The following is a 24,455-nucleotide window of genomic DNA, read 5'->3' as shown; positions in this document are numbered from 1 at the left end:
AGCTATCAATTAAAGTGTTTTTTGACCAGGTTTCCAGTTCGCTGGGCAAAGTCCACCAGTTTGTAATGCTTGAAGAACACGTAATGTCTCATCTACATCACGACCGATGTTGTTGTGGAATACTGTTTGATATTGAAGTTCGCCTTCTGGGTTAATGATGAATAAACCGCGAAGAGCAATTCCTTCTTCTTCAATTAAAACGCCGTATTCTCTAGATACTGTGTGGTTAGTATCAGCAGCTAATGGGTATTTTAATTCACCTAGACCATTATCTTTACGGTCTGTATTGATCCAAGCAAGATGCGTGTGGATTGTATCAGTAGATACACCGATGATTTCTGCATCTAAATCTTCGAACTCGTCATAACGATCGCTCATTGCTGTAATTTCAGTTGGGCAAACAAATGTGAAATCCATTGGATAGAAGAAAAGAACTGTCCATTTGTCATTCTTCATGTTTTCCTCTAAACTTACTTTACCAAATTCCTTGTTAGCAAGTACTGCTTCCATTTCAAAACGTGGAGCTTGTTTTCCTACAAAACGCTCTGCCATATGTAAATCCCTCCAAAAAATAATATCTTTATACAGTCTTCTTAGCTGTATATAAAATGAGAATCAAAACTTAAAATTCTCATTTAGTTAATAACTTCACAATTACAATTATAATACTTATGCGATTTTTAGTCAATATTAATTAATAATAAATTTAATTAACGATTTGTCACAATTCCTGCTCTACTTATCAAAAGTTTAACATGACTTGCATAAGGGAACAAATGATTAGCTTCTCTTTTAGAGCATACATAGAAAGGTTTTGAAGATTATGAGAGCATTTCAACAAGTAGATTGGGTTTCCATTATCCTCAATAGCAGTATGATTTTGCTAAAACTAGTCGCCATTTTTGCCATTTACTTTATCATCAGAGCCATAGGAAACAAGATGATTAAGCGCGCCTATTCAACATTCGCTGAAAAGCATGAAGTCTCTTTATCAAGAGCTCAGACACTGCAAAGTTTGACGTTAAATATTTTCGCCTACTTATTGATTTTTATTCTAGTTGTGATGATCCTCGACTTATTTCATTATAACCCAACCGCTTTGCTGGCAGGTGCGGGCGTTGTGGGACTTGCGATCGGTTTTGGCGCTCAAGGGTTAGTGAGTGATATTGTGACCGGATTCTTTATATTATTGGAAAAACAATTTGATGTAGGAGAATATATAACGGTCGCGGGCTTTGATGGGATTGTCGAACAAATTGGCCTAAGAACCACGCAGCTTCGAAGCTTTGACGGCACCCTTCATTTCATTCCAAATCGCAGCATACTGAATGTGAGCAATCATTCAAGAGGGACGATGCAGGCACTCGTTGATATTGAGCTGTCACCGGATGAAAATGTGGATCAGATGATCACAGCCCTCCAAGCTGCCTGTGATGAAGTGCGGGAGGAAACTCCGCAAATTATCGAAGGTCCTCAAGTTGTCGGCGTAGAGGCGTTCGGTTCCTCTTCCCTTGTGCTGCGCATCATAGCGAAAACTGAAACAATGGAGCAATGGCGAGTGGAACGAATCTTGCGCAAAAAAATGAAAGAAGTACTCGATATAGAAAAAGAGCAAAAAGAACCGGGATCATAATCTACCGGTTCTTTTTCTTGTTTTATTGAACACGCTGTTCTACTTCTTGACAAATTTCATCAGCCGTCATACCTGATGCTGTAATAACAGATGCCTTTGTTGTTGTGTCTGAAATGCCAAGAACATTTGAATCTAGTCCTGTGACGACATAACAGTCACACTGATCCATTTGCTGTTCATTTTGAATACGTACGACATCATACCCTTTTTGCTTCAATAGTTCTTCTACATCGGATAAAGATTGTTCTACACCAATTCTTGTCATAATCAAGTACACCTCCTGTTCATAAGGTGTACAGGAGGCAGCTCGATTATTCATTCGCCAGCTTGCTTTTTAAAATAAGCCGTCATGACTTTCACAGCTGTTTCAATCGCGTTTTCATCAGGCTGGAGCTTTGCATGGTGCAGGCCGTATTCTGAATCGACCCCTAACCAAAACATGAAGCCGGGATACTTTTTCAGCATGTACCCAAAATCTTCTCCTGTCATGGCTTCTCTGCATTCAATCACATTTGCTAGCCCTTCTTCGGCTACATATGACATAAATTCCTCAGTCAAATCCTTTGAATTGTCCACTTCGTAATAAGATGAAGGGTATCGAACGGTTGCCTTGCATTCGTAGCCAAATTCAATGCCTTTTGCCAATGCTTCAATTCTCTTTCTCACCTTGTCCATAGACTCTGGGGATAGTGTGCGAATGGTACCGTCAAGCTTTGCATGCTGCGCAATAATATTTTGAGCCGTTCCGCCGGTAATTGTACCGACTGTAATGACCGCACTATCAAGGGGGTCGACATTACGCGAAATAACCGATTGCAGCTGACCTACAAGTGCACTTGCAGCAACAACCATATCATTGGCTAAATGAGGATATGCAGCGTGTCCGCCTTTTCCTTCAAGCTCAATCACAAGCTCACTCGTATTGGCAAATAACAAACCAGGCTTCGTAGCAATTGTTCCAACAGGATATTCAGGTGCGATATGCAGCGCTGTAATAAAATCTGGCGTCCATTTTTTCAATACATCACTTGCAAGCATCGGTTCAGCTCCGCCTGGACCTTCTTCTGCCGGCTGGAAGATAAATAATACGTCTTCTTTGATCGGTTCATGGACGAAATGATCAATGATACCAAGTGCAATGGTCATATGAAGGTCATGTCCACATGCATGCATCTTTCCTTCATGCACAGATTCAAATGGATACCCTGTTTCCTCAGGAATAGACAGACCGTCCATGTCTGCACGATAAGCAAATACGCGCGTTGGATTTGTTCCCTTCACTTTCACAAAAAGCCCAGTTCGCCACGTTTCAATCTCAACTCGATCTTTTGAATAGGTATTAAGGTGCTGAATGAGATACGCTTGTGTTTTAAATTCTTGGAAACCAAGCTCAGGGATTTGGTGTAAATCTCTTCGAATGGATATTAATTGCTCACGATTTAACAAGTGAACTCACTTCCTTTCTTCTATACGAATAAGACGTGGATATCTCATCCACGTCTTTGTCTTCAGCTGCGAATTATATGAATTAAAGCTGACGCAGTTCTTGTTTGATTTCAGTCTTACCTTTTGTTTTCTCATCAATGTCTTTGATTTTCTTAGCAGGTGTACCTGCTACAACTGTGTAAGGCTCTACATCGTTTACAACGATTGCACCAGCCGCTACTACTGCACCTTTACCAATTGTCACGCCTTCTAGAACAACAGCGTTCGCACCGATGACAACGTCATCTTCTACAACAACTGGTTTAGCAGAAGGCGGCTCAATGACACCTGCAAGAACAGATCCAGCACCGATATGACAGTTCTTACCTACTGTCGCACGGCCTCCAAGCACCACGTTCATGTCAATCATCGTACCTTCGCCGATCACAGAACCGATATTAATAGAAGCACCCATCATAATGACTGCATTATCACCGATTTCAACTTGGTCACGAATGATTGCCCCTGGCTCAATACGGGCTTTAATGTTTTTCAAATCTAACATCGGAATTGCAGAGTTGCGGCGGTCATTTTCCACGACAACATCTTCAATTTTATCTTTGTTAGATGCTAGCGCTTCTTGAATTTCGCTCCACTCACCGAAAACAACTCCAGTGTTTCCTGTGATGAATGTTTTTGCATGTTCACCAAACTCAATACCTTCTAAGTCACCTTTGATATAGACTTTGACAGGTGTTGATTTTGTACTATTTTGAATAAATGAAATAATTTCATTAGCGTCCATTTGTTTCATGTATGTATGTCCTCCTCTTAATTTATACTTCATTACTGTACCAAAGGAGTGTTTTAATGACAAGTGAAAGAGTCATCTCCGCAATGGAAAATAAAACAAGCGGGACCGATTATCCCGCTTCTTGCTGGTGAAGCTGAACAAATTGTCTGCCAAAAGATATTAATTCGTCTTCTTCCTCCCCTTCTGGATTCAGCTCAATCTTAACTGAGGGCAGGACAATGTCACCGCCAAGCTCCTTCACTTTTTCTTCAATTAGGTCAACAGCTCCGCAAAAATGTTCGTAAGATGTATCGCCAGAACCAAATACTGCAAATGCTTTTCCCGTTAAATCAAGCTCTTCCATTTCTTCATATAAATCAATAAAATCATCCGGAAGATCGCCATCTCCCCAAGTATACGCACCTAACATAATGTGCGAGTAATTATTGAGCAGCTCGGCATCAATATCCATCGCTTCATGCCGGTCTACGCTGGCTCCTGCTTCCGTTATACCTTTTTCAATTAAATCTGCCATCGCTTCTGTATTTCCAGACATCGTGGCATATACCAATAAAACTTTTTCTGTCACTTTTTCTTCCTCCTTATCAATGAATCAATGCAGGCTCCTCATATGGCCTGACAAACTTACTTTCATATAAACCCGCACAGAAAAAGTTTTCGTTTTGATTGGCTACACGAAAACCATGTCCTTTGATCGTATCAAACCATTTGAGCTCTTTTTGCTCAATATCAAGCTGATACACTTTAGAAAATCCGTGTTCGTCTTGTGAGGTGGTCACATACACAATGCCATTATCCTCTGACACATCCAAAAATGATTCTTCTCTAGCAAAGGCCTGTGATTGAATATCATGCAGAATATTTGTATGTAAATCTAAAATTTGAACAGATCCTTTTTTGCCTTTTTTTGAACCTAACGCACAAACAAGAAGATGTTCATGACAGAGCAGCATAGAAGCTGTCATGCGGTGCTCCTCTCTGTTTAGAAGAAAAATATGTTCTCTTTGCAAGTCATACACCCATATTCCTCCGTGAACCTCATGAATCTGTGTTCCAATATAAAGATGGTCACCTGCAGCACATAAAGAACGAATGACCGGCGGATGATTCACATGAGCAAATGGCTTCATAATTTCCCAGGAAATTCCGAAATCATTTGACACATAGATACTATGTTTTCCATGCGCACACACAAACCCATCTTTGCGTCCTGTAATAGACCAAACGACTGCATTTGTTGGGAATGAAGATAACGCCCATGTGTTGCCTTCATCTCCTGATCTAATTACTGTGCCATTTTCACCAACACCGAATAAATAAGGGCCAATATAGCTGATCGCATGGATTTTATGCTTGAGCTTAAACAGCTGCTGCCATCCGCTCTCCACACTATAGTGAAAAATACCTTCACGTTTTACAGCAACAAAGTATCCACCGCTTTTAGATGCTGCAACGGCTGTTGCTCCTTTATGAAACATGATTTTCAACTCGTTTCTCAGATAAAGCAGCCCACGTTAAAAAGCTCGCAGCAAATTCCTGACAGCACGCCACATCTTCATCTGTATCCGGTGCAAGCTCCATTTTTAATGTTTCAGGAAAAACAGATGCACCCGTTGATTTCAGCATGTCATGGAATGTATGGACAGCCTCGCAAAACTTCGGATAGCTGTAATCACCCGATCCAAAGACAGCTGCTTTGATGTGGCTAAGTTCAAGAGTAGAGACCTCTTCATAAAAATCCTCTGCTTCATAAGGCAAATCTCCATCACCCCATGTATAAGAACCAATGAATACGTAATCGTATGAGGAAAGGTCTTCTGCATTCGTATCATCAAATTCCATCATTTCTGTATCGATCCCTTTTCCTTCAAGTGTTTGCTTTAAGATCGCTGCCATATCTTCCGTATTTCCAGACATACTCGCAAATGCAATTAGTGCTTTCATCTATCGGTCACCTCATCTAAATGATAATCATTTTCAATTATTATATGTACACTTTAAATGATAATGATTTTCATTGTCAAATGATTTCATAAAAAAAAGTACCTCCCTATTCCAAGAAGGTACTTACACGGCATCATTCTCAAGCATTTCTTTAACCACACCGACAAAAGCTTGCACCTGTTTTAACTGAAAAGACGCTTCATAGCCTAGCAGCCATGTGTCACGGCCAATTTGCTCTCCGTTCACATCAACAAGCGGTGTTTTATAAACACTTTTTTCGTGGTCATATAAGGTAACAGAAGGCAAAATGGCGTAACCGATGCCGTGGTAGGCCATTTGTTTACATGTTTCAATTTGGTCTACTAAAATCGTCTGCTTTGGAGACACTTTAAACTTTTGGTGCCACCAGTGCTGGATTTCCTGATAATACGTGCTGTCGCTTTTAAATTGGATAAATGGCCGCTCTGTCTTGATTAATTCATCTACGTCCTTGATCACGGAATCGACTAAATATAAATGATCTGTCATCAAGTATTCCTTTGTCCCCTTCCAATCAGGGTTACCGCGAATGATTCCTATGTGCACGTGATCTTCATACAAGCTTTTGAGCATTTCACTGCTCCAGCCAGTAACGAGTGATACTTTGGCATTTGGATATTTTTCAACATACCGTTTTAACACCTTTGGCAGCCAGTGCTGTCCAATAATCGACGCCACCGCAAGCTTGAGTGTACCGTGAATATCACCCTCAAGTTCATCAATTCGCTCTCTCACTCGATCCTGTTCAACCGTCACCTCTTTTGCAAATTGAATAATCTGTTCACCTGCCGAGGTCACAGTCAGCCCCTTTTGTGAACGAAAAAAGATTTTGGTTCCCCATTCCTTTTCGATCGTCTGCAATCTTTGAGATAATGCAGGCTGAGAGACAAAGAGCCGCTCTGAAGCCTTTCTCATATTCAATTCTTCACTTAGCACAACAAGCATATGTAACTCCTGAAGCTGCATGGGCGTCCCCTTTCTCTCTATAAGTTTTTCTTATTTTATATGCTCATTATATAAATTTTAACTTATGAAGGCAAAAAAAATAAGCTGGGCTGCAGCTCATTTTTTTGCGGAATGAATGACCTCATTTAAGCGCTTTAATACAACTCGTCGAGTAAAAATGCCTTCAAAGACCTGCTCCTCATTTTCTACACAAACAAATCCATTATTCGTCACTGCGTGAACGCCTTTTAGTACAGGATCTGTTGTTTTAAGTCTCGGAATATCCTTCAGCATGACTTCTTCAACCTTCAACTGATCGAGCTTCTCGAATTCGATTCGTTCTAAACCGAAGATTTTATCCATAATCATGTTCGTTCCAATTAACCCGTGTAAATGATAAGAAGCGTCTAATACCGGTATAGCTGTATATCCTGTTTTTGTTAGAACCAATAGGGCATGCTCAAGGTTATTTCCAATTTGAACATGTGCGACTTTATCTGCATCAATCATATGCTCGGCTACTGTGGACTCAAGCAATTGAGTCGGTTCTATCTCTATCATGTTTCTTCGACCCCTTTTCTCTCAATCATCAATCATACATTCCCCATTACGATTAAGCATAAACTAAAACGAATTTTGTCGAAAGATTTTTTCTGCATAAAAAAGATACTCAGCCCCCGAGTATCTAATAGAATGTTAAACCAATATTAATTCTCAAACCTTACTCTGTCATACAATGTGATCAATTGCTTATACGTATTGTCGTCGACATTTTTTGTTCCACATTCTATATCATTGATCTCACTGCTTAGTAATTCGACAGCATATTCCTGATTCAGCAATACGTTTAATAATAGCTTTTTCTCTTCTTCATTAAAACGATTTTCGATGACGCTCATTCAACATCAGGCCCCCTGTTTCATATATGCTTTTATATTGATTAGCAGGCTTTTGAATGTCTGCTTCCTCTCTATACAGCTAGAATAAGGAACTAGAATCGAATCGTCAACCGCACGTTTCGACAAGGTTTGGAGAAAAATGACGGAATTTATTTTGTGTATCGATTGGCATAGCAAAATGCTGCATATGAGTCGGGTTTTATTTTTGCTTCAATTCCCATAGCTGTGATCATTCCGGTCATTTCCTGAATCAGCTCTTTCGTACTTCCTTTTTTGCCAATATCCAGATGGGCTTCAAAACGAAGGTCTGCCCCTTCCTCAGCAAACGGAAGAAGCAAATCCATCAGTTCTGTTAAAGGCCCCTCAAGGATGTCTGCACATACCTTTTGGCTAAACGCTGTCTCTAATGAAATTTTTTCTCTAAGACTTTGCACAGGCCTCTTGATCACTTGTTGTGTGAGACAGCCCCATGCTCCTTTGCCAATCCGGTGGAGATGAATTGCAGTCATAAATGTTGTGACATTTTGATTGACCTGAGAGTCCGTACCAATTGATAACACATAGGTGGATCTAGGGTCTTTTCGTATAAAGTCTTTCATTCTCATGACGACATCAGAAAACGCTAAATAGTCTTCAGAAAGATTGTAGAAAAAAGAATCACTCACAGAAAGGAACTCCTTTTTAATGGTCTCTTATCCGAAAAATGCGCTGATTGATCATCTTCCATTTGTACATATCATCTATGATGATCCATGTATGCTGCCGCAATAAACGAAGGAATCCTCAGAAAAAACATTTCATACGATTCAGCTTAGGATTGTAGAAGCTCAAAAATCTCAATCGAAATCATATCAATGTTGTCAAATGGGAAAGTATTTGGCTTATCCCCTTGTTGAAAAACAGTCAATTCAAACGTTTGATTCTTTTCGAAATACTTAACACTACAGATTTTCTCACCGTTCACTTCGAAATAACGCTGTGCCGGCTCGTTTGCAGCTTCTGCTGTCTCTTGAAGACTTTGCAGCCTTGTAATGATACCCATTAATTGTGACATTCTAAAAAAAGACTCCTTTCAAAAAACAACTCAAGATGAACCCGTATTGATTATACACAAGTCCTACAAAGCATCATACCATAAAGTGTTCTCAGATGATATTTTTCCTCTTGAATTCAAAAAAAGAAAAAGAATCTGTTTTTTTAGTTTGAGTCTTTTTTCTCATCTCATGCACCATGATTTTTATAACCCAGCAGATCTCATCAGCCGTTTCGCAATTTCATCAAAATCCTCTTTTGAAATGCCTGGAGCAAACTCTTCCGGTAATTCTCTATAATCTGGCACAGGTGCACCTTGCGGGGTGCCCTCAATGACTGTCAGCGGTTTTCCATCAATCGGATGGCTGCCTTTCCAAATTTTATTAATATCCTTGTAATCCGTATCACTAAATGTATAGAGCTTTGTATGAACATTCTGATCTTCAAATTTTCTCGCTGAGTCAAAGTATTTGTTGTCGAGGTTTGGGATTGGCAGCATCTTCCCCACATCTACTCCTGTAGCGACTTCAAGTGCCTTTGCATATGCCACAATATGCACGCCGCCCCTGACAAGTAAATAACCGATCATCTCTCTTGCTGTAGGATGGTCCGTCATTTCATATACGCGCATTTTGTGCGTACGTGCTCCGCATTCAAGAAAGAAATTATGGAGAAGATCAAGAATGAGGTTGCCACTTGAGAACACATTCTCTCCGGTCCAAGGTTTTGCCATTGAATCAAACGGATAGCCTGTTTGGGCTGTTTGAATAAAATGCTGTGTATTTCGCTTATCGACAGCTGCCTTCATCGGCGTCGTATCTGGGTCCCCGCCATGGGTGGTTCCTGTAATCATGAGATTGATGGCTGTGGTTACAAGCTCAACATGACCGAATTCTTCAGCCGTAATACTGGATACGAGGTCATAAAACGGTTTAAGTTTTCGTTTTCCTCTAAAGTTAAAGGATTGAAACATGTAATTATTTAATGTGGACATTTCACCGAATTTTCCGCCGAGTAATTCTTGCACAGCAGCGGCACCATTTGCATCTGGGTGATCTGGCCTTGGCAAATCAATGAGCAGCCGCGTGTCACGTTTGATCATGATGTTTCCCTCCTACCGTCTAACTATCATCACTTAAGATGTATGGAAGGTTTGGGCTGTCCTATGCATGAAGGGAAAGATTGAAGCACAAAAAAAACTTGGCGGGGGTAGCGCCAAGTTTTTTGGATCTTGATCTGATAGAGGGGTTGGGGAACAGAGAGTAGCTTCTCTCTATAACTAAATGATAATGATTATCAGTTTCATTGTCAACCATTTTTTATTTCTTTTTTCTATCAAAAAAAAGCAGCCTTCAAGGCTGCCTTTTGTTTACATTTCAGTGTGATAGAAAACTTTTGAAGTCTAGGAAGGACGAGTACCGGAGCGGAGCGAATTATACATTCGTGAGCACTAGCACATAGGACTGACAACGAATGAGAGGGTTTGTCTTCACGCCGCATCTTCAAATTAATCCATCTTGCTCATATAAATAAGCATACGGAAGGTCTATAAACAAATACATATCTCCCTCTAAAGGATAAGAAAACGTACGTATCCTCTCACCGGTTTCTAAATCACTGTAAATATCGCTGAAAAATCCTTTTCCGCTAATTCTCATTTGAAGAATATTTGCTAGGAAATAAGGACGCCAGCTCCAGTTTTTTTCGATATACTCCGGCTGAAACAGCCATTCTTCTTCTTTTTTGAACACATTTCCAGTGATTTGAAAGCCTTCTTCATTACACATATAAATCCGGAAGCTGCAATCTGTTAGTTCGAGTGCCAGCTTTTGAATGAGCTCATCATTTGTGCTGCACGATTTCTTTAAAGTCGTAACAGCTTGATGAATTCGTTTATAGAATGTTTCAGAATGTTCGTAGACCGCTTGCAGCTTCTTTTTCTCATGGGCAATAAATTGCTGGAATTCTTCTCTAAGCTGATCTTTTCGGTGGTTTCGGTCGATTAATTCTCCTGCAGGCTCATGAAGATAGAACCCTTGAAAATATCTCCCGCCATTTCTCCAAGCATACTGCAGCTGGAAATTTGCTTCAATATCCTCATAAATTAAGGCTGCTCCTATTTTTCTTGCAAGCAATGAAATGCTGTACAAGACATATTCATAGGAAGGAGATGGAGCCGATGCCTTTAATGCCTGTAAATCTATTTTTAATAAATCGGGTGAAAGCAAGGCAATCCGGTCCAGATTACTGCTTTCTTTTCCTATATTTGAGACGGCGATTTTAATCCCATATGTACGATAATACGTTAACGTATGGTATAGCTGTTCAATGTCGCCGCTAAACGTATGCTCTGCAAACTCAATAACAAACCGGTTAAGCTGAATGCCCCGTGCTTCATATTCCTTTAAAAGTTCTAAAAAGCTTTCTCCATGATCCAGCATGAGGATATTGGCATCATGATTAATAAAAATGAGCAAATCGTCATCTGCAGTTGTGAAGAGATCAAGTGCTTGAGTCAATACTTTGTGATCTACTTCCAATTTATATTCGTCAGGAATAGATGAATCCGTAAAGAAGGAGCCTAGGCTGACCGTTTCTGACTCAAGCTTCATTCTTCCTAGAATCTCATAGCCTATCACTTTTTGCTCTTCCGCACTGAATATTGCTTGATAGTGCGGGAAAACATCTTCAATATTCGTTAAAATATCCAATGGATCGACCATTTTCATCACCTGCTTCTCTCTTTGTGTGATTATACCACATCAAAAGCAGGTCTTACATCGTCAATCAAAATGGTGATTGGTTGAGCCATTGTCCCCCATCCATCGTGATACAATCTCCATTTATATAAGACGCATGCTCAGACAATAAAAAGCTCACAAGCGCTGCAATTTCCTCAGGTGTGCCCAGTCTGCCAAGAGGAACACTATCTAATGTTCTTTGCGCTGCCTCTTCAGATTCCCATAGTTTATCTGCACCGCCTGTTCTCTCAATTGGACCTGGTGCGATCGCATTGACGCGAATTCGATATTGCTTCCCCCATTCCACAGCAAGCGTTCGAGTGAGAGACAACACACCGGCCTTTGCTGCCGCCGAATGCGCCACGCCTACACCAGCACCCCATGCATAGGTGGCCACCATGTTAATCATACTTCCCCTTTTCTTTTGACGAATCCAGTAATTCCCCACTGCATGGCTGCAAAAAAATGTACCATTTAACACAATATCAATGACAGCCTTCCAGCCGTTAGGAGACAGTTTTTCTGCTGGCACTAAAAAGTTTCCTGCTGCGTTGTTAATGAGGGCATCGACATCACCAAATGTATCCACTGCAAACTTAACCATTTGGTCAGCATCCTCTGGGTTTCGTACATCCATTTGGAAATAAGCAACCGATCCGCCCTTCTGCTTCATTTCTTTTGCCGTTTTTTCCAGCGTCTCTTCCGTTCTACCAGTAATCACGACATTCCAGCCTTCAGCTGCCAAATGAGCAGCCATCGCCTTCCCCATACCGCTTGATCCCCCTGTGACAATCACTGTTTGTTTCGTCATTTGTTCTCCCCCTCTGTGTCATTTGAATGACTATTCATTCATTATTGTCTATCATATCATGATTGACCCTCGGTGCACCATATGGGAGATTATCCAAATATGATGCTATACTTAATTTTATTTATAAAGGAGTCTTATATGAAGCAGCTTTCCCGCAGACAATTTTTAAAAGGAGCAGCTGGTGCGAGTATTCTCGGTTTTTTGGCTACAAGTTGTGGATATGGATATGCCAGGTACATTGAGCCGCGCATGATCGATACCGTGTCACTGACCATTCAAGATGCTCAGCTTCCAGCTTCATTTGACCAGTTTAAAATAGCCCAATTTAGTGACGTTCATTTGAGTGATACATTCGCTGCGAAGAATCTAGAAGCCATCGTCCAGAAAATCAATGCTGCATCTCCAGATCTCATTGTGTTCACAGGTGATCTCGTTGATTTTCAAGCATCCTCTGAAGAGCATGAAAAAGCGAAGGCTTATTTGAATAAGCTTCATGCTCCGTTCGGTAAGCTTGCCATCTACGGAAATCATGACTACGGACCATTTGGCGTGGAGCTTTATGAGAAAACAATGGAGGCTTGTGGATTTACTTTATGTAAAAATGATGTGTTTCTATTAGAAAAAGATCATGCGCATATTCAGATTGCTTCACTGGATGATCTCATGATGAGCGTGCCTGATTACGATTTGATCAAACGGGAAGTATCAACTGATTTATTTACATTACTGCTCGTCCATGAGCCTGATGCCGCATTAGAGCTGAAAACCACACCTATTAACTTGCAGCTTTCCGGGCATACGCATGGCGGTCAAGTGCAGCTGCCTTTCTATGGACCGATTCTCACAGCACCTTACGGCCGTACATATGTAGAAGGTATATACGGCAGCGATCAGCACCGAATCTATGTCAACCGTGGACTTGGAACAACGCGGCTGCCGCTTCGGCTTTTAGCCAAACCCGAGTTAACCTTTTTTACCTTGACATCTCGCGTATAAATAGAAGCCAAACTGCCCTCTCCTGCATATGTATAATCAAAGATCTTTCTCATGACAAATGTTAGGAGAAACCTTACGGGGCCTGATTCCGTCCATATAGTATGTCAAGCGACGGCATCACGGCTTCTTTTATTTGAGTAAAAGGAGTGTGCTTTGGTGCTTCGATACACGGTGAAAAGCGGGGAAACCCTTGCTTCTATAGCACTTGATTTTCGAACAACAACAGATGCCTTAAAGGCTGCAAATCCGTCACTTCAAGCTCGCGAGCCCGAACAAAATGAGGTCATCATTATTCCTGGTTTGCCGGATCCTAATACGATCCCTTACCGCATCTTTGTTTCGATTTCAACGAAACGTCTTGTTTTGTTTTCTGGATCACAGCTTATTCGTTCGTATCCGATTGCAACAGGGAAAATTTTAAATATGACACCGACAGGTTCTTATTATATTGTCAACAGACAGCCAAACCCAGGAGGTCCCTTTGGCGCTTATTGGCTGAGCCTCTCAAAAATTCATTACGGCATTCACGGTACGAATAACCCGTCTTCAATTGGTAAAGCTGTTTCTAGAGGATGCATTCGCATGTATAATCAGAATGTCATCGAGCTTGCTTCACTCGTTCCAAACGGAACACCTGTGACCATTAGCCAGTAGATGAAATCAATTGTACGAATGGTTAAAATTTTATATGATATAAAGTGGGATCTTCAGGTTAAGGAGCGTATTTATGGATATTTTTAAAAACAGAAATTTTGTTCGTCTCTTTTTTGCGGCACTTGCTTCGCAAATGGGGACAACAGTAGGCAATATGGCGTTTGCCTTTTATTTGCTCGACCATTTTAGTCATCAGCCCGCATACGCCACATTGGCTGAGCTTATGTATTCTCTTCCTACTGTCTTTGTCTTTTTTATGGTCGGTGTGGTCGCAGACCGGTTTGATCGTAAAAAAGTCGCAGAGAATTGTGATTGGATACGAGCTGGGCTGACGATTGTATTATTCATCGTTATTTATTTTAATTCACTGCCACTTATTTTCTTGATCTTGTTTATTCGAAGTGCCATTACGAAATTCTTCTATCCAGCTGAAGCTTCTCTCGTTCAGGCCATTTTAAATAAAGATCAATATGCAAAAGCCGCTGGCTTAAATCAAATGCTGTTTAGTTTATTTATGGTATTTGGCGTTGGACTCGGTGCCATTATGTATAAAACGATTGGTCTTCACGGTGCCATTACAATTGATTTAGTCAGCTTTATTATTTCAGGCATCCTGATTCGTTCATGTAACATTCCAATTGAAGCGCGTCAGCCAAATGGACAAGCTGGCTGGAGAGGCATGACCATTAAAACGTCTCTGAAAGATTTTAAAGAAGGCATACTGTATATTTTAAAAAATAAATTATTGGCTTCTTTAATTTTTGGCTTTTTTGTTTTCGGTCTAGTCAATGGCGCATTTGCCGTTCTTCCGATGTTTACAATGAAATATGGACTTTCACCAGACCATTTTGAGCTGCATACATCCTTCTTTACAATTGCGATCGGTGCAGGATTGCTCGTTGGAAGCTTAATGGGCTCTGTCCTCGCTAAGAAGGTAAAGATGCAATATCTCATGTCGATTCCAATTCTGGTCGCAGGTATTTTGATTTTTGTCCTTGGTTCTACCCATACATTATGGTTGTTTTATGTCACATCATTTGTCATTGGTACATGCATTGGCCCAGTCAACATTGTCATTGGCGGCTGGCTGCCTAGAATCGTCCACCCTCGCCTGATGGGCCGCGTGTCAGGATGGGTTGATCCGCTTACTATGTTTGCTCAATCGATGACATTAGGTCTGATTGCTGTATTATTTCCAAAACTCATCACAAATGTTTCTTATATTTATTACGGAATGGGCTTTATTATTTTACTCGTCTTCCTTTTTTACTTCATTACACTGCCAAAGTTCAGCAGAGAAGCTGCCGACTTAGACGTGCAGCGTGAACTAAAGGGGCAGGGAGTTCAATAAGTAAATAGCAAAAAGGACTTTCTTTTCGGGAAAGTCCTTTTTGCATGGCTGAAACATTCTTCATGTCATTTCCTCTGCCCATAGAATCTGCTTGAAGCATGCATAAATAAATCACATATACCTCTCTTTACTAACCCCTCCATCCATTTAGCACCTCTCGTTTTGTTTTGTTGATCCATTTTTTCTTGTTTTTCACAATAAAATTCCTTTACATCATTAAACGTTTTATAGTAGGATAGTCAGGTTGGAGGTGAAGGAAATGCTAAAAAGTTACTATTTTATTCATACAAAGAATGAACAAGGACAGTTTGTTGTACATACAGAAGATTGTGCATTTTTAGGTGATGCTGCAAGCCGTACATTGATTGGCATGCATATGAATGGGGAAAGCGCCATGGGCGAAGCCAAACAAATGACGAATGAAACGGACTTTAATGGTTGTTTTTATTGCGCTTATTCTATTCATACAAAATAATTCATCTGCTTACATCATATAAAAAAATATCATTTGAGAAACTACCCATTTTAATAAATAGGTAGTTATCATGTACTAATAGTTCACTTTATTTATATTTCATTCAGTCAATTCTTCTTATAATCACTTCTATTGTTCAACCCCCATCCCTCTCATTTTTTCGGCTGATACAATGCCAAGAATAAAATCATATAGACAATACAAGCTGTCCCTATCCATTGGAAAAGTCCGAATGGCTCTTTTAACCAGAAAACAGTCGTAACGACTGCTGCAAGGGGCTCAACACTTCCAATTAAGCTCGACTCTTTTGGTGATAAGTATTGCAAACTTTCTATGTAAAACCAAAAAGCGATCATCGTTCCAAATATGACCACAAATAATAAATAGACATACGCTTCAAAAGGTAAATGAGTGAGATTAACCTTCCAAGGAGGATGGAACAAGCTAAGGGCGCCTCCTCCTATCAGCATTGCCCAGCCGACAATCACTAGAGAGTCGAATTGTTTTAACAGGCTGATTGGATATAACGTATAAAACGAGAGCGCCACAGCCGATAATATTCCCCACATCACTGCCGCAAATGGAACGGTTAATGTTGAAATAGAACCATTCGTCAATAAGAAAAACATACCTGCTAAAGCCAATACCACTGTGACTAGATCTCTTCTAGTGAAGGTTGATTGCCTGCGAATGACCAAATACACGATAATCATAACAGGGGCTGTATACTGAAGCAGCGTTGCCACAGCAGCATTTCCATGTTGAATGGATGCCATATAAGTATATTGAACAGCCAGCATCCCCATTAGTCCAAATAGAAGGATTTGCATCGCTGTCCTCTTCTTTTGCCACACACCCATCAGATGTGTTTTTTCTTTTGTCATCACATGAACAAATAAAAGCAATCCCCCTGAGATGAGCAGCCGGACCGTCACAAGCCAATTGACATCAATCCCATATTGCTGAAACAATTTTTGTGAAATCGTTCCTCCTACACCCCAGCAGATGGCGCCTATGAGTACAAGTAAAATGCCCTTTCTCCTATTCATTTTCATTCTCCTCAATTCTTAACAAATCATGATAATATAGTTGATAGTAGTTCACTTTGTTACATATTGATATATGAATTGAACATAAAAATAAAAGAATATTGAGGAGAATTATGCACAACCATCATTTTCTGATTGACTACAACCTGAAAGAATTAACGGAGCATTCCACGACAACATGGCCTATTGCTCTTTATCATACGAAAATTCGTCATCATAGAAGCGGCTATATTCCTCTTCACTGGCATGACGAGTTTCAATTTGTCTTTATTTTAGAGGGTGAGGCTGAATTTCATATCAATGAAGAGACATTATATGGAAAGCAAGGAGATGGAATTTTCATCAATAGTGGCTGCCTGCACCTGGCAAAAGATGCGAATGGGACGGCATGTACTTATGTTTGTTTAAATGTCTCTCCCTACTTCATCACAGCGAATGAATTATTCACCACTTTTGTCCATCCTTATATGCATGCGAGCCAGACACCTTATATTTTACTCAACCGAAAAGATCACTGGCCTAAACATATTTATCAATGTATTCAAACCATTCAACAATTAATTGGTGAAACTCCAGTCTATTATGAACTTGAACTCAATATTCAGCTCATCACCATTTGGAAAAGCTTATTACAAAATGGCTTCCAAATGAAACATGATGCGCGTAAACATGATAAAAATGAACGGATGAAACACATGCTGAATTGGATTCATCAGCATTATCATGAAAAGATCCTTCTCCAAGATATTGCTCGTGCAGGACAGCTTAGCCGCTCAGAATGCTGCAGATCCTTCAAAGACATTTTAAAGAAATCACCTATGCATTATGTAAATGAATATAGAATTCAGCAAAGCCTCATCCTGCTTCAAGAAACGGATCTCACTATCACAGAAATCGCTTACCAAGTAGGCTTCAACAGCACAAGCTATTTTATCAATTTGTTTAAAAGAATAAAAAATACGACACCTTTAGCATATAGAAAATTAAAACAGCTGGATCTTCTCCAGATAAAACAGGTAGAGGAAAACTGATGGCAGATAGCTTGTTTACTAAAATGCAGAAGGCGTTTTAGACCTATCATGAATGGCAATTGTAAATACAAGCGATGAGAATCCCATCGCTTTTTACAATAACTCTATTTGCAATTTACTAATAAAAACGTATAATTTATACTAAGCACAGGAAGACGAAAGACAAAGGAGAGAAAAAATGGACGATTATGCTCATACTAAAGACATAGAACCTACAGCAGAAAACATCGCAAAAGCCATTTATACTGTTAACCGCCATGCTAAAACCGCACCAAACCCCAAGTTTCTTTATCTTTTGAAAAAACGCGCGCTGCAAAAACTATTGCAAGAAGGTAAAGGAAGAAAAGTGGGCCTACATTTCTCTAACAATCCCAAGTATAGTCAACAACAGTCCGACGTGCTGATTGAAATTGGAGATTATTATTTTCACCTGCCACCAACGAAAGAAGACTTCGAATTTTTGCCACACTTAGGAAATTTAAATCAATCATATCGCAATCCGAAAGCGAATATGTCATTAAACCGAGCAAAGCAAATACTTCAAACGTATGTCGGTTTAAAAGAAAAACCTGCCGCCACAAAACAAAAATCACATTACACAAAACCCGTCTTCAAACGTCTCGGGGAAAGTTATTTTTAAACAGAAAAAAACCACTCATACCGAGTGGTTTTTTCGTTTAGATAATAAAATGATCGACTTTTTCAATTAGCTGATGAATTTCTGGTTTACTGATTTGATCATCCGCCCCGATCGTTTCCCCTTTATGACGCAAATCTTCAGTGATTAACGAAGAGAAAATAAGAATCGGAATGGAATTTGTTAAAGGATTGTCCTTCAGCAGTTTTGTTAGCCGGTGGCCATCCATTTTAGGCATTTCAATATCCGTAATAATCATATCAATTTCTTCTGTGACACTGATTCCTTTGCTGACAAGGTCCATGACATGATCATATGCCTGTTTGCCATCTTCAAAGGTCACAATGTTTTTATAGCCTGCTTCGGTTAATTCATTTGTTAATAAACGCATGAGAAGCGGAGAATCTTCAACGACATACAGTTTCTTCCCTGTTCTTCTCTCGTCTTTCTCACCGTCAAACATATGATACGTATCAACACCAGAAGCGGATTCAATATCATAAATGATTTTTTCGTAATCTGGAAGGAAAATCATTTTTTCATCAAGCTTAATGATGCCCGTTAAATGACGGTCCATCCCTTGATTGAGTGCAGTCGGCTTCTCAATCTCTTCCCAGCTGACGCGGTGAATTTGTGATACCGTTCCTGTATGGAACACAAATTTCCGTTGGTTGAATTCAGTCACAATATATTTCTCTTGTTCTGACTGATCTGACTCGACATTAAAAAAGGAAAATAGATTGATGACTGGTAAAATCTCGCCTCGTAAACTAATCATCCCTTCTACATCTTGGTGAGAGTGCGGTACAACCGTCACCTCAACCGGCTGAATGATTTCTCTTACTTTCATGACGTTAATGCCGAATTGATTTGCACCAATTTCAAACTTCACAATTTCCAATTCATTGGTACCAGAGTCAAGTAAAATTTCTTGTTTGTTTAAAGCCACGGAAATCCCTCTATTCTTCAATATAAGATTGTACTTTTTATATCGGCAGCATAGGTAAAAAGTTGACGTTTCTTTACGCTTTCTCTCGAACGAATTGATGAATCACAAGTCCTATCGCTGCAAGGATGAGCAAAGACCCTAGTGCAAGGCGGCTTGCGAGATTTCCGTGCTCTGCAAACAGCAGGGTAACTGAGCCATAAATGATCGGCCCGATAATGGAAGATACCTTCCCTGAGAATGCAAAGAGGCCAAAAAACTGTCCTCGCTTTTCCTTCGGTGTCAGTTCAATAATCAAGATTCGTGATGCCCCCCAGCTTGCGCCAAGTGAAATCCCGAATAAACTGCCCGCTATCCAGAAGACCCATTCGGTTGCCGCTGTCACAGCCAGAATGAGCGCCACAATTAAAATGACATACACGACTGTAATCGATCGCTTTGCCCCTATCGCTTTTGTGATATATCCAAACAGAAAGGAGCCAATGATACTTGAAATGGTCGACACAAGATAGAGCAAAATAAATTGCCCAGCGGTAAAGCCAATGATAATTTTGGCATAAACAGCCATCATCGCAATCGCTGTTTGTAAAGCATCATTCATAAAAAAGAAAGCAATCATAAAGATAAAAGCTGGCTTGTACTTTTTCATCTCTTTAAACGTGTGAATAATCTCTTTATACCCGCTGAAAAAAGACGCCTTTTTCTCTCGCTGAGGCAGCGGATGAGGATCTTTTACAAAAAAGAGAAAGGGTAGAAAAAAGAGAAGGAATAAAAGAGCTGTCGGAATAAATGCTTCATGAAACTGGTCATTGCCGACAAGTAAATAAACAGAGAGACCGACAAGTGTTCCTAAATAGCCAACGGCGATACCAAATCCTGAAATAAGCGGGATTTCTTCCTTTGTCCCAAGATCGGGCAAAATGGTGTCATAGAAAACAAGACTAGAATGATAAAAAAACTTTGCGATCACAAATAAGATGACCACGACTAATAAAGAAACAGGCAGCCCAAACCATTCACTTGAGAAATCAATCCCAGCAAAAATCCCCATCATCAACGTACAAGCAATACATATGAACGTAAACACTGTAATGTAGCGTTTCTTTTTCCCTGTACGATCAATCAGCACTCCGTATAAAGGTGTAAAAATGACGAGAAAAAAGCTGGCTAGTGCGTTTGCATAAGAAATAAAGGTGCTGGCGATCTGGTCCATTCTCGCACTGTCCCCGATCGTTTCCTGCAAGTAAAATGGGAAGAAAATGGTGATCATATTTGATGAAAAGATCGTATTAGCAAAATCATACAACGCCCAGGCCAGCACAGGTGCTGTCAAAAACAGCCCAAAGCCTGCCCCTTTTTTCTGTGCGGTCTTTTTTCCTGTTCTCAATCGATTGTCTCCCTTCCCTGCCTCATTTTTCACTATCATTCTATTTTATGTGCTGTTTCCCTCTTCCATACGAGCGATCTATGAAAAAAAAGCACCTCTTACGGGACTGACCCCATAAGATGAGACAAATAAAAAACACCTTCAAGTTTGAAAACGGATCGTTGTAATCCGAAATAAAACATGGAGGTGTTTTTTCTATGGGGACAAGAGTGAGTTATCCGGTTGAAGTCAAACAGAAGGCTGTAGAAATGAGATTGGCAGGCGTATCAATGAAAGAGATCTTGCGGGAATTGAATATCAAAAATAAAACGCAGGTTCAGACATGGGTGAGGTGGCATAAGGCTGGGGATACACACCGGTTCGAACAGCCTGTTGGAAAACAATATACCTATGGAAAGGGTCCCGAGTACTCTTCCGAATTAGAGAGACTGCAGGCAGAAAATCGCTATCTGAGTCAACAGAATGAAGTTTTAAAAAAGTACAACGAATTGGAAAGGAAGTTGATAAGGAAACGTCAATCAAACTAGTAGAAGAATTGTGCAAAACAATGACAGTACAGGACATTTGTGTCCATTTAGGCGTCTCACGCGCTTCGTACTATAGATGGAAAAAAGATCTGACTCAGAATCATTCTAAAAAACAACTAGAGGAACAAATCGGCACGTTGTGCCGAGAGCACAAGTATCGATATGGATATCGAAAAATCACAGCCTTACTAAAAGTGAGAATGCTTATTAACCATAAAACTGTTCAACGTATCATGCAGAAAAACCAGTGGCAGTGCCGGGTTAAAATGAAAAAGCGTAAGAAAAATGGGCAGCCCTATGCTGTGGCTGGTAATATACTGGATCGGAACTTTCAGTCTGATCGCCCTCTTGAAAAACTAGTAACGGACATCACGTATTTGCCTTATGGACAGAAACAATTGTACCTTTCCAGTATATTGGATTTATATAATGGAGAAGTGATTGCGTTTACGATTGGTGATAAGCAGGACACAGACTTTATTTTAAACACACTTGATCAGCTCCCAGCACTGCCTGAAAACTGTGTGTTACATAGCGACCAAGGTTCTGTGTATACATCTTACGAGTATCAGAAAGCTGTTCATATAAAAGGCATTACCATGAGCATGTCCCGTAAAGGGACGCCCGCTGATAATGCCTCCATCGAATCGTTTCATTCCTCGCTAAAGTCTGAAACATTCTATCTTAACAGTATTGATCGAACTACGACCACCATCGTAGAACGCACTGTCAAAGAATACATTTATTATTATAACAACATTCGTATTCAAACAAAACTATACAACCAATCACCGATCAACTATCGGCAATTGGCTGTATAAAGGTGTTTTGATCCCTGTCTCAAAAACGGGGGTCAGTCCCTACCATATAGCAGAGGTGCTTTTTCATTATTTCTTCACAACAATGGTACTTGCAATCAAATCGTGAAGTGCTTGTTTTTTTTCTGTGAAGAAAGCAATGATATAGCCAATATATAAGATCGGAGACAAAAAGCCTTTTGCAAAGAAGCGGCCAGTTGCACGTCCGAATGTGACCTTTTCTCCTGTGACTTTTGTTACCTTGATGCCGAGAGCCATCTTTCCAAGTGTTCCTTGCAATTTTGATGATTCCATGATGGCGTAATAAAGCCATGTCACCACGGTACCCATCAGGATTGCCCCTATATAGAAAAAGATCAGTCCCATAATAGCTTCCCATTCCTCATCCGTTATGACGGTTGAAGAATAGTAATAACTGTCGTCATCCATCATCATTGCTGCCTCTGGGCTTGAGATAAAAAAGACTGACGCCAAAATAAACATGATAAATGCAATTGGTACACCGATAATGATACCGTCCAAAAGGTGTGCAAGAAAACGATAGCCTACACCTGCTAGCTCAGGATGCTTCTTTTCTTGAATGTGTGGTTCTGTTATGTTGGTTTCCATCCTATTTCTCCTTTATTATGTATGTTTTCTATAAATTTCTTATAATCATTCGTTATTATATCCTATGAATATAGCAAGATCAATGGAGCTTTACACTTTTACATACATTTTAGATCAGTTTGATCTAAGCGATTTATGTGAATAAATACTGAAAATTTGTGAAAATCATGGCACTTCTAGTTCTTTTACCTCCTGATTTTTTAACATTTTGTGATATTTTCGTCTTGTTTCCATTCTTCTGTTGACAATGATTCTTCAAATGGTACAATAGTCAAGGATTTTTTTAAAGAAAGGTGTTCATGATGGGAACTGTCGTATTATTAAAGAACAACGAAATGACTGTAATTGAAGATATTTGCGAGGCTGATTTTTTAGATATGAAGCATGGTTTGTCAAATGATGACACAGCTTATATCTCTTGGTATGAAGACTACGATACTGCTTATGGATATTGATTTCATTTCATAGATGAAGCGTAAAAAAAGGCGATACAACCTGAGAATAGGTTGATCGCCTTTTTTACGTTTGTACGCTTCTTTCACTTTCAGGTTCCACATGAATAAAGATTTGTGCATGCGGAAATTCCAGCTGAATCTTCTCTTCAATTCGATCACATAATTGGTGAACATCTTCAATCGTTGTCTTTCCATCTACAATCAAATGAAAATCAATATATTCCTCGGCACCAGACCGCCTTGTTCGAAAGTCATGATATTCAATAAATTCTTGACTAAATTCTTGAATGATCGCTTCGATCGATTGTTCTTCCTCTGGTGTTAACCGAGCATCAACAAGCGGCGGAAAGGCTTCCTTCATGAGTTTAAACGCTTCACGCATAATAAAGAGGGCCAGAACCATTCCAATGATCGGATCTAGGAAATACCAGTCGGTTAATGCCACAAGCAATAAACTAAATGCCACCCCTAATGACGTAAACACATCCGTTAAAAGATGCAGTGCATTTGATTTCATGGCAACTGAATGTACTCGCTCAGCCTCTTTGTTCACAACCCTCGATACAACAAAATTGATGAGCGCGCCTAGCAGCATGACCACAATGCCAAGCACAGGCAGCTTGACTGGCTCTGGATGCATTAATTTGTGAACACATTCGTATATAATCCAAATGCCAGCAACGAAAATCAGCAGGGTCTCAATCGTTCCAGAAATATTTTCGACTTTTCCATGTCCATAAGGATGTTTAGAATCTGCTGGCTTTCTTGAAATACGAACAGAAATAAATGCAATAAACGACGCCATTAAATCGAGAAACGAATGAATGGCTTCTGATAAAACCGCAACAGATCCGGTTAAAAGACCCACAATGATTTTTAAGATGACCACAAATGTGTTGCTCAGCACGGATAGGAACGCGATTTTCGATGTCTTCGCTGATTGTTCCATCTATCGTCCTCCTTTAGGAGATCGTATGTCTATGAAAGCCATTCCCATGACCCTGATTCTCATGTTCTTTCAGTTTACGCAGTTTTGCCGTTTTCTAATCATCTTCATCACAGCCTGTATTTTCTCTTGAGGTTACGCTATAATAAATGTTGCTCTTTCTTCAATATATCACTCATGCGGTGATGGATAGGAGAATAGACTACATATAACGATATCCAGTGCCTTTCGCAGGTGACATTTATGCAGTGAATGGTAAAATAGGATAAAAACATAAATTTTTAAGGTGAT

The 24,455-nt window shown here is 40.0% G+C and carries 29 protein-coding genes; 9 read left to right on the top strand and 20 right to left on the bottom strand.

Annotated features, from left to right (window positions below; translation table 11 throughout):
• Nucleotides 1-9 precede the first annotated feature (9 nt).
• Entirely contained in the window at nt 10-552 is a 543-nt protein-coding gene (gene ahpA / locus NSS80_RS07065) for a biofilm-specific peroxidase AhpA (protein WP_003211758.1), read from the bottom strand.
• A 271-nt stretch (nt 553-823) separates the two neighbouring features.
• Between ahpA and NSS80_RS07060 the strand changes: the two genes are divergently transcribed.
• The gene (locus NSS80_RS07060; protein ID WP_024424726.1) at nt 824-1,633 is read left to right on the top strand and encodes a mechanosensitive ion channel family protein; all 810 of its coding nucleotides are present in this window, start codon (nt 824-826) and stop codon (nt 1,631-1,633) included.
• A 22-nt stretch (nt 1,634-1,655) separates the two neighbouring features.
• Here the strand turns inward: NSS80_RS07060 and NSS80_RS07055 are convergent, their stop codons facing one another.
• From NSS80_RS07055 to fadH, 14 genes are all read right to left on the bottom strand, one after another.
• Nucleotides 1,656-1,898, bottom strand: coding sequence for a YkuS family protein (locus tag NSS80_RS07055; RefSeq protein ID WP_024424725.1), 243 nt, complete (start codon nt 1,896-1,898; stop codon nt 1,656-1,658).
• 50 nt (nt 1,899-1,948) lie between these two features.
• The gene (locus NSS80_RS07050; protein ID WP_317222063.1) at nt 1,949-3,079 is read right to left on the bottom strand and encodes an N-acetyldiaminopimelate deacetylase; all 1,131 of its coding nucleotides are present in this window, start codon (nt 3,077-3,079) and stop codon (nt 1,949-1,951) included.
• An 82-nt stretch (nt 3,080-3,161) separates the two neighbouring features.
• On the bottom strand, nt 3,162-3,872 hold the full coding sequence (gene dapD, locus NSS80_RS07045) for a 2,3,4,5-tetrahydropyridine-2,6-dicarboxylate N-acetyltransferase (RefSeq protein ID WP_008347987.1): 711 nt from the start codon (nt 3,870-3,872) through the stop codon (nt 3,162-3,164).
• A 109-nt stretch (nt 3,873-3,981) separates the two neighbouring features.
• Nucleotides 3,982-4,407 carry a flavodoxin gene (locus NSS80_RS07040; RefSeq protein ID WP_029707636.1) on the bottom strand — a complete coding sequence of 142 codons (426 nt, stop codon included), beginning with the start codon at nt 4,405-4,407 and terminating at the stop codon, nt 3,982-3,984.
• Nucleotides 4,408-4,456: 49 nt separating this feature from the next.
• Nucleotides 4,457-5,350: a hypothetical protein gene (locus tag NSS80_RS07035; RefSeq protein ID WP_024426867.1), complete on the bottom strand. Its 894-nt coding sequence runs from the start codon at nt 5,348-5,350 to the stop codon at nt 4,457-4,459.
• The gene (locus tag NSS80_RS07030; RefSeq protein WP_024426866.1) at nt 5,340-5,816 is read right to left on the bottom strand and encodes a flavodoxin; all 477 of its coding nucleotides are present in this window, start codon (nt 5,814-5,816) and stop codon (nt 5,340-5,342) included. The genes NSS80_RS07035 and NSS80_RS07030 overlap by 11 nt, the downstream gene beginning before the upstream one ends.
• A gap of 123 nt (nt 5,817-5,939) precedes the next feature.
• A complete protein-coding gene (locus NSS80_RS07025; protein ID WP_024424721.1) occupies nt 5,940-6,821 on the bottom strand; it encodes a LysR family transcriptional regulator in 882 nt (293 codons plus the stop codon).
• Nucleotides 6,822-6,917: 96 nt separating this feature from the next.
• Complete coding sequence (gene cbpB, locus NSS80_RS07020) at nt 6,918-7,361, bottom strand: cyclic-di-AMP-binding protein CbpB (protein ID WP_024424720.1); 444 nt, start codon at nt 7,359-7,361, stop codon at nt 6,918-6,920.
• 146 nt (nt 7,362-7,507) lie between these two features.
• Complete coding sequence (gene abbA, locus NSS80_RS07015; RefSeq protein ID WP_003210802.1) at nt 7,508-7,699, bottom strand: antirepressor AbbA; 192 nt, start codon at nt 7,697-7,699, stop codon at nt 7,508-7,510.
• A gap of 149 nt (nt 7,700-7,848) precedes the next feature.
• Nucleotides 7,849-8,364, bottom strand: a complete 516-nt coding sequence (locus NSS80_RS07010) for a ribonuclease H-like YkuK family protein (RefSeq protein ID WP_041117247.1) — start codon at nt 8,362-8,364, stop codon at nt 7,849-7,851.
• Between the two features lie 146 nt (nt 8,365-8,510).
• Nucleotides 8,511-8,753 (bottom strand): DUF1797 family protein, encoded by a 243-nt coding sequence (locus NSS80_RS07005; RefSeq protein ID WP_003212254.1) that lies wholly within the window; start codon nt 8,751-8,753, stop codon nt 8,511-8,513.
• A gap of 183 nt (nt 8,754-8,936) precedes the next feature.
• Entirely contained in the window at nt 8,937-9,833 is an 897-nt protein-coding gene (locus tag NSS80_RS07000) for a manganese catalase family protein (RefSeq protein WP_024424718.1), read from the bottom strand.
• Nucleotides 9,834-10,233: 400 nt separating this feature from the next.
• On the bottom strand, nt 10,234-11,454 hold the full coding sequence (locus NSS80_RS06995) for an EAL-associated domain-containing protein (protein ID WP_041117245.1): 1,221 nt from the start codon (nt 11,452-11,454) through the stop codon (nt 10,234-10,236).
• Nucleotides 11,455-11,518: 64 nt separating this feature from the next.
• Nucleotides 11,519-12,283, bottom strand: coding sequence for a 2,4-dienoyl-CoA reductase (gene fadH / locus NSS80_RS06990; RefSeq protein ID WP_041117243.1), 765 nt, complete (start codon nt 12,281-12,283; stop codon nt 11,519-11,521).
• A gap of 138 nt (nt 12,284-12,421) precedes the next feature.
• Here fadH and NSS80_RS06985 point away from each other — a divergent pair, with 138 nt between their 5' ends.
• The 4 genes from NSS80_RS06985 to NSS80_RS06970 all read left to right on the top strand — a co-directional run bounded on the left by NSS80_RS06985 (nt 12,422) and on the right by NSS80_RS06970 (nt 15,759).
• On the top strand, nt 12,422-13,279 hold the full coding sequence (locus NSS80_RS06985; RefSeq protein WP_041117241.1) for a metallophosphoesterase: 858 nt from the start codon (nt 12,422-12,424) through the stop codon (nt 13,277-13,279).
• A gap of 156 nt (nt 13,280-13,435) precedes the next feature.
• Nucleotides 13,436-13,933 (top strand): L,D-transpeptidase family protein, encoded by a 498-nt coding sequence (locus NSS80_RS06980; protein WP_034623332.1) that lies wholly within the window; start codon nt 13,436-13,438, stop codon nt 13,931-13,933.
• A gap of 73 nt (nt 13,934-14,006) precedes the next feature.
• A complete protein-coding gene (locus tag NSS80_RS06975; RefSeq protein ID WP_024426859.1) occupies nt 14,007-15,284 on the top strand; it encodes an MFS transporter in 1,278 nt (425 codons plus the stop codon).
• Between the two features lie 259 nt (nt 15,285-15,543).
• A complete protein-coding gene (locus NSS80_RS06970; RefSeq protein ID WP_024424712.1) occupies nt 15,544-15,759 on the top strand; it encodes a hypothetical protein in 216 nt (71 codons plus the stop codon).
• A 152-nt stretch (nt 15,760-15,911) separates the two neighbouring features.
• Here the strand turns inward: NSS80_RS06970 and NSS80_RS06965 are convergent, their stop codons facing one another.
• Nucleotides 15,912-16,808, bottom strand: a complete 897-nt coding sequence (locus NSS80_RS06965; RefSeq protein ID WP_041117239.1) for an EamA family transporter — start codon at nt 16,806-16,808, stop codon at nt 15,912-15,914.
• Between the two features lie 113 nt (nt 16,809-16,921).
• On the opposite strand from NSS80_RS06965, the gene NSS80_RS06960 reads away from it, so the two are divergent.
• Together NSS80_RS06960 and NSS80_RS06955 are read left to right on the top strand one after the other, a co-directional pair.
• Nucleotides 16,922-17,839 carry an AraC family transcriptional regulator gene (locus NSS80_RS06960; protein WP_317222064.1) on the top strand — a complete coding sequence of 306 codons (918 nt, stop codon included), beginning with the start codon at nt 16,922-16,924 and terminating at the stop codon, nt 17,837-17,839.
• A gap of 178 nt (nt 17,840-18,017) precedes the next feature.
• The gene (locus NSS80_RS06955; RefSeq protein WP_008356877.1) at nt 18,018-18,479 is read left to right on the top strand and encodes a YkyB family protein; all 462 of its coding nucleotides are present in this window, start codon (nt 18,018-18,020) and stop codon (nt 18,477-18,479) included.
• A gap of 37 nt (nt 18,480-18,516) precedes the next feature.
• Here the strand turns inward: NSS80_RS06955 and NSS80_RS06950 are convergent, their stop codons facing one another.
• Nucleotides 18,517-19,425: a chemotaxis protein gene (locus tag NSS80_RS06950; protein ID WP_024424709.1), complete on the bottom strand. Its 909-nt coding sequence runs from the start codon at nt 19,423-19,425 to the stop codon at nt 18,517-18,519.
• Between the two features lie 73 nt (nt 19,426-19,498).
• Nucleotides 19,499-20,809, bottom strand: coding sequence for an MFS transporter (locus NSS80_RS06945; protein WP_041118114.1), 1,311 nt, complete (start codon nt 20,807-20,809; stop codon nt 19,499-19,501).
• Between the two features lie 197 nt (nt 20,810-21,006).
• On the opposite strand from NSS80_RS06945, the gene NSS80_RS06940 reads away from it, so the two are divergent.
• Nucleotides 21,007-22,157, top strand: a protein-coding gene (locus NSS80_RS06940; RefSeq protein ID WP_342498336.1) for an IS3 family transposase whose coding sequence is annotated in 2 segments (ribosomal slippage) — nt 21,007-21,280 and nt 21,280-22,157 — 1,152 coding nt in all. Because the reading frame shifts where the segments join, the coding sequence is not laid out codon by codon here.
• A gap of 66 nt (nt 22,158-22,223) precedes the next feature.
• On the opposite strand, the gene NSS80_RS06935 is transcribed toward NSS80_RS06940, so the two are convergent.
• A complete protein-coding gene (locus NSS80_RS06935) occupies nt 22,224-22,763 on the bottom strand; it encodes an RDD family protein (protein WP_024424707.1) in 540 nt (179 codons plus the stop codon).
• A 302-nt stretch (nt 22,764-23,065) separates the two neighbouring features.
• On the opposite strand from NSS80_RS06935, the gene NSS80_RS06930 reads away from it, so the two are divergent.
• A complete protein-coding gene (locus NSS80_RS06930) occupies nt 23,066-23,218 on the top strand; it encodes a hypothetical protein (protein ID WP_162842519.1) in 153 nt (50 codons plus the stop codon).
• A gap of 64 nt (nt 23,219-23,282) precedes the next feature.
• Here NSS80_RS06930 and NSS80_RS06925 read toward each other — a convergent pair whose 3' ends face one another.
• Nucleotides 23,283-24,167 carry a cation diffusion facilitator family transporter gene (locus NSS80_RS06925; RefSeq protein ID WP_041116475.1) on the bottom strand — a complete coding sequence of 295 codons (885 nt, stop codon included), beginning with the start codon at nt 24,165-24,167 and terminating at the stop codon, nt 23,283-23,285.
• Between the last annotated feature and the right edge of the window lie 288 nt (nt 24,168-24,455).

The organism is Bacillus sp. FSL M8-0350 (assembly GCF_038593345.1).
Taxonomy (GTDB): domain Bacteria; phylum Bacillota; class Bacilli; order Bacillales; family Bacillaceae; genus Bacillus; species Bacillus safensis.
The sequence above is the reverse complement of the archived record's forward strand: the minus strand, read 5'-3'. Positions and strand labels throughout refer to the sequence as shown.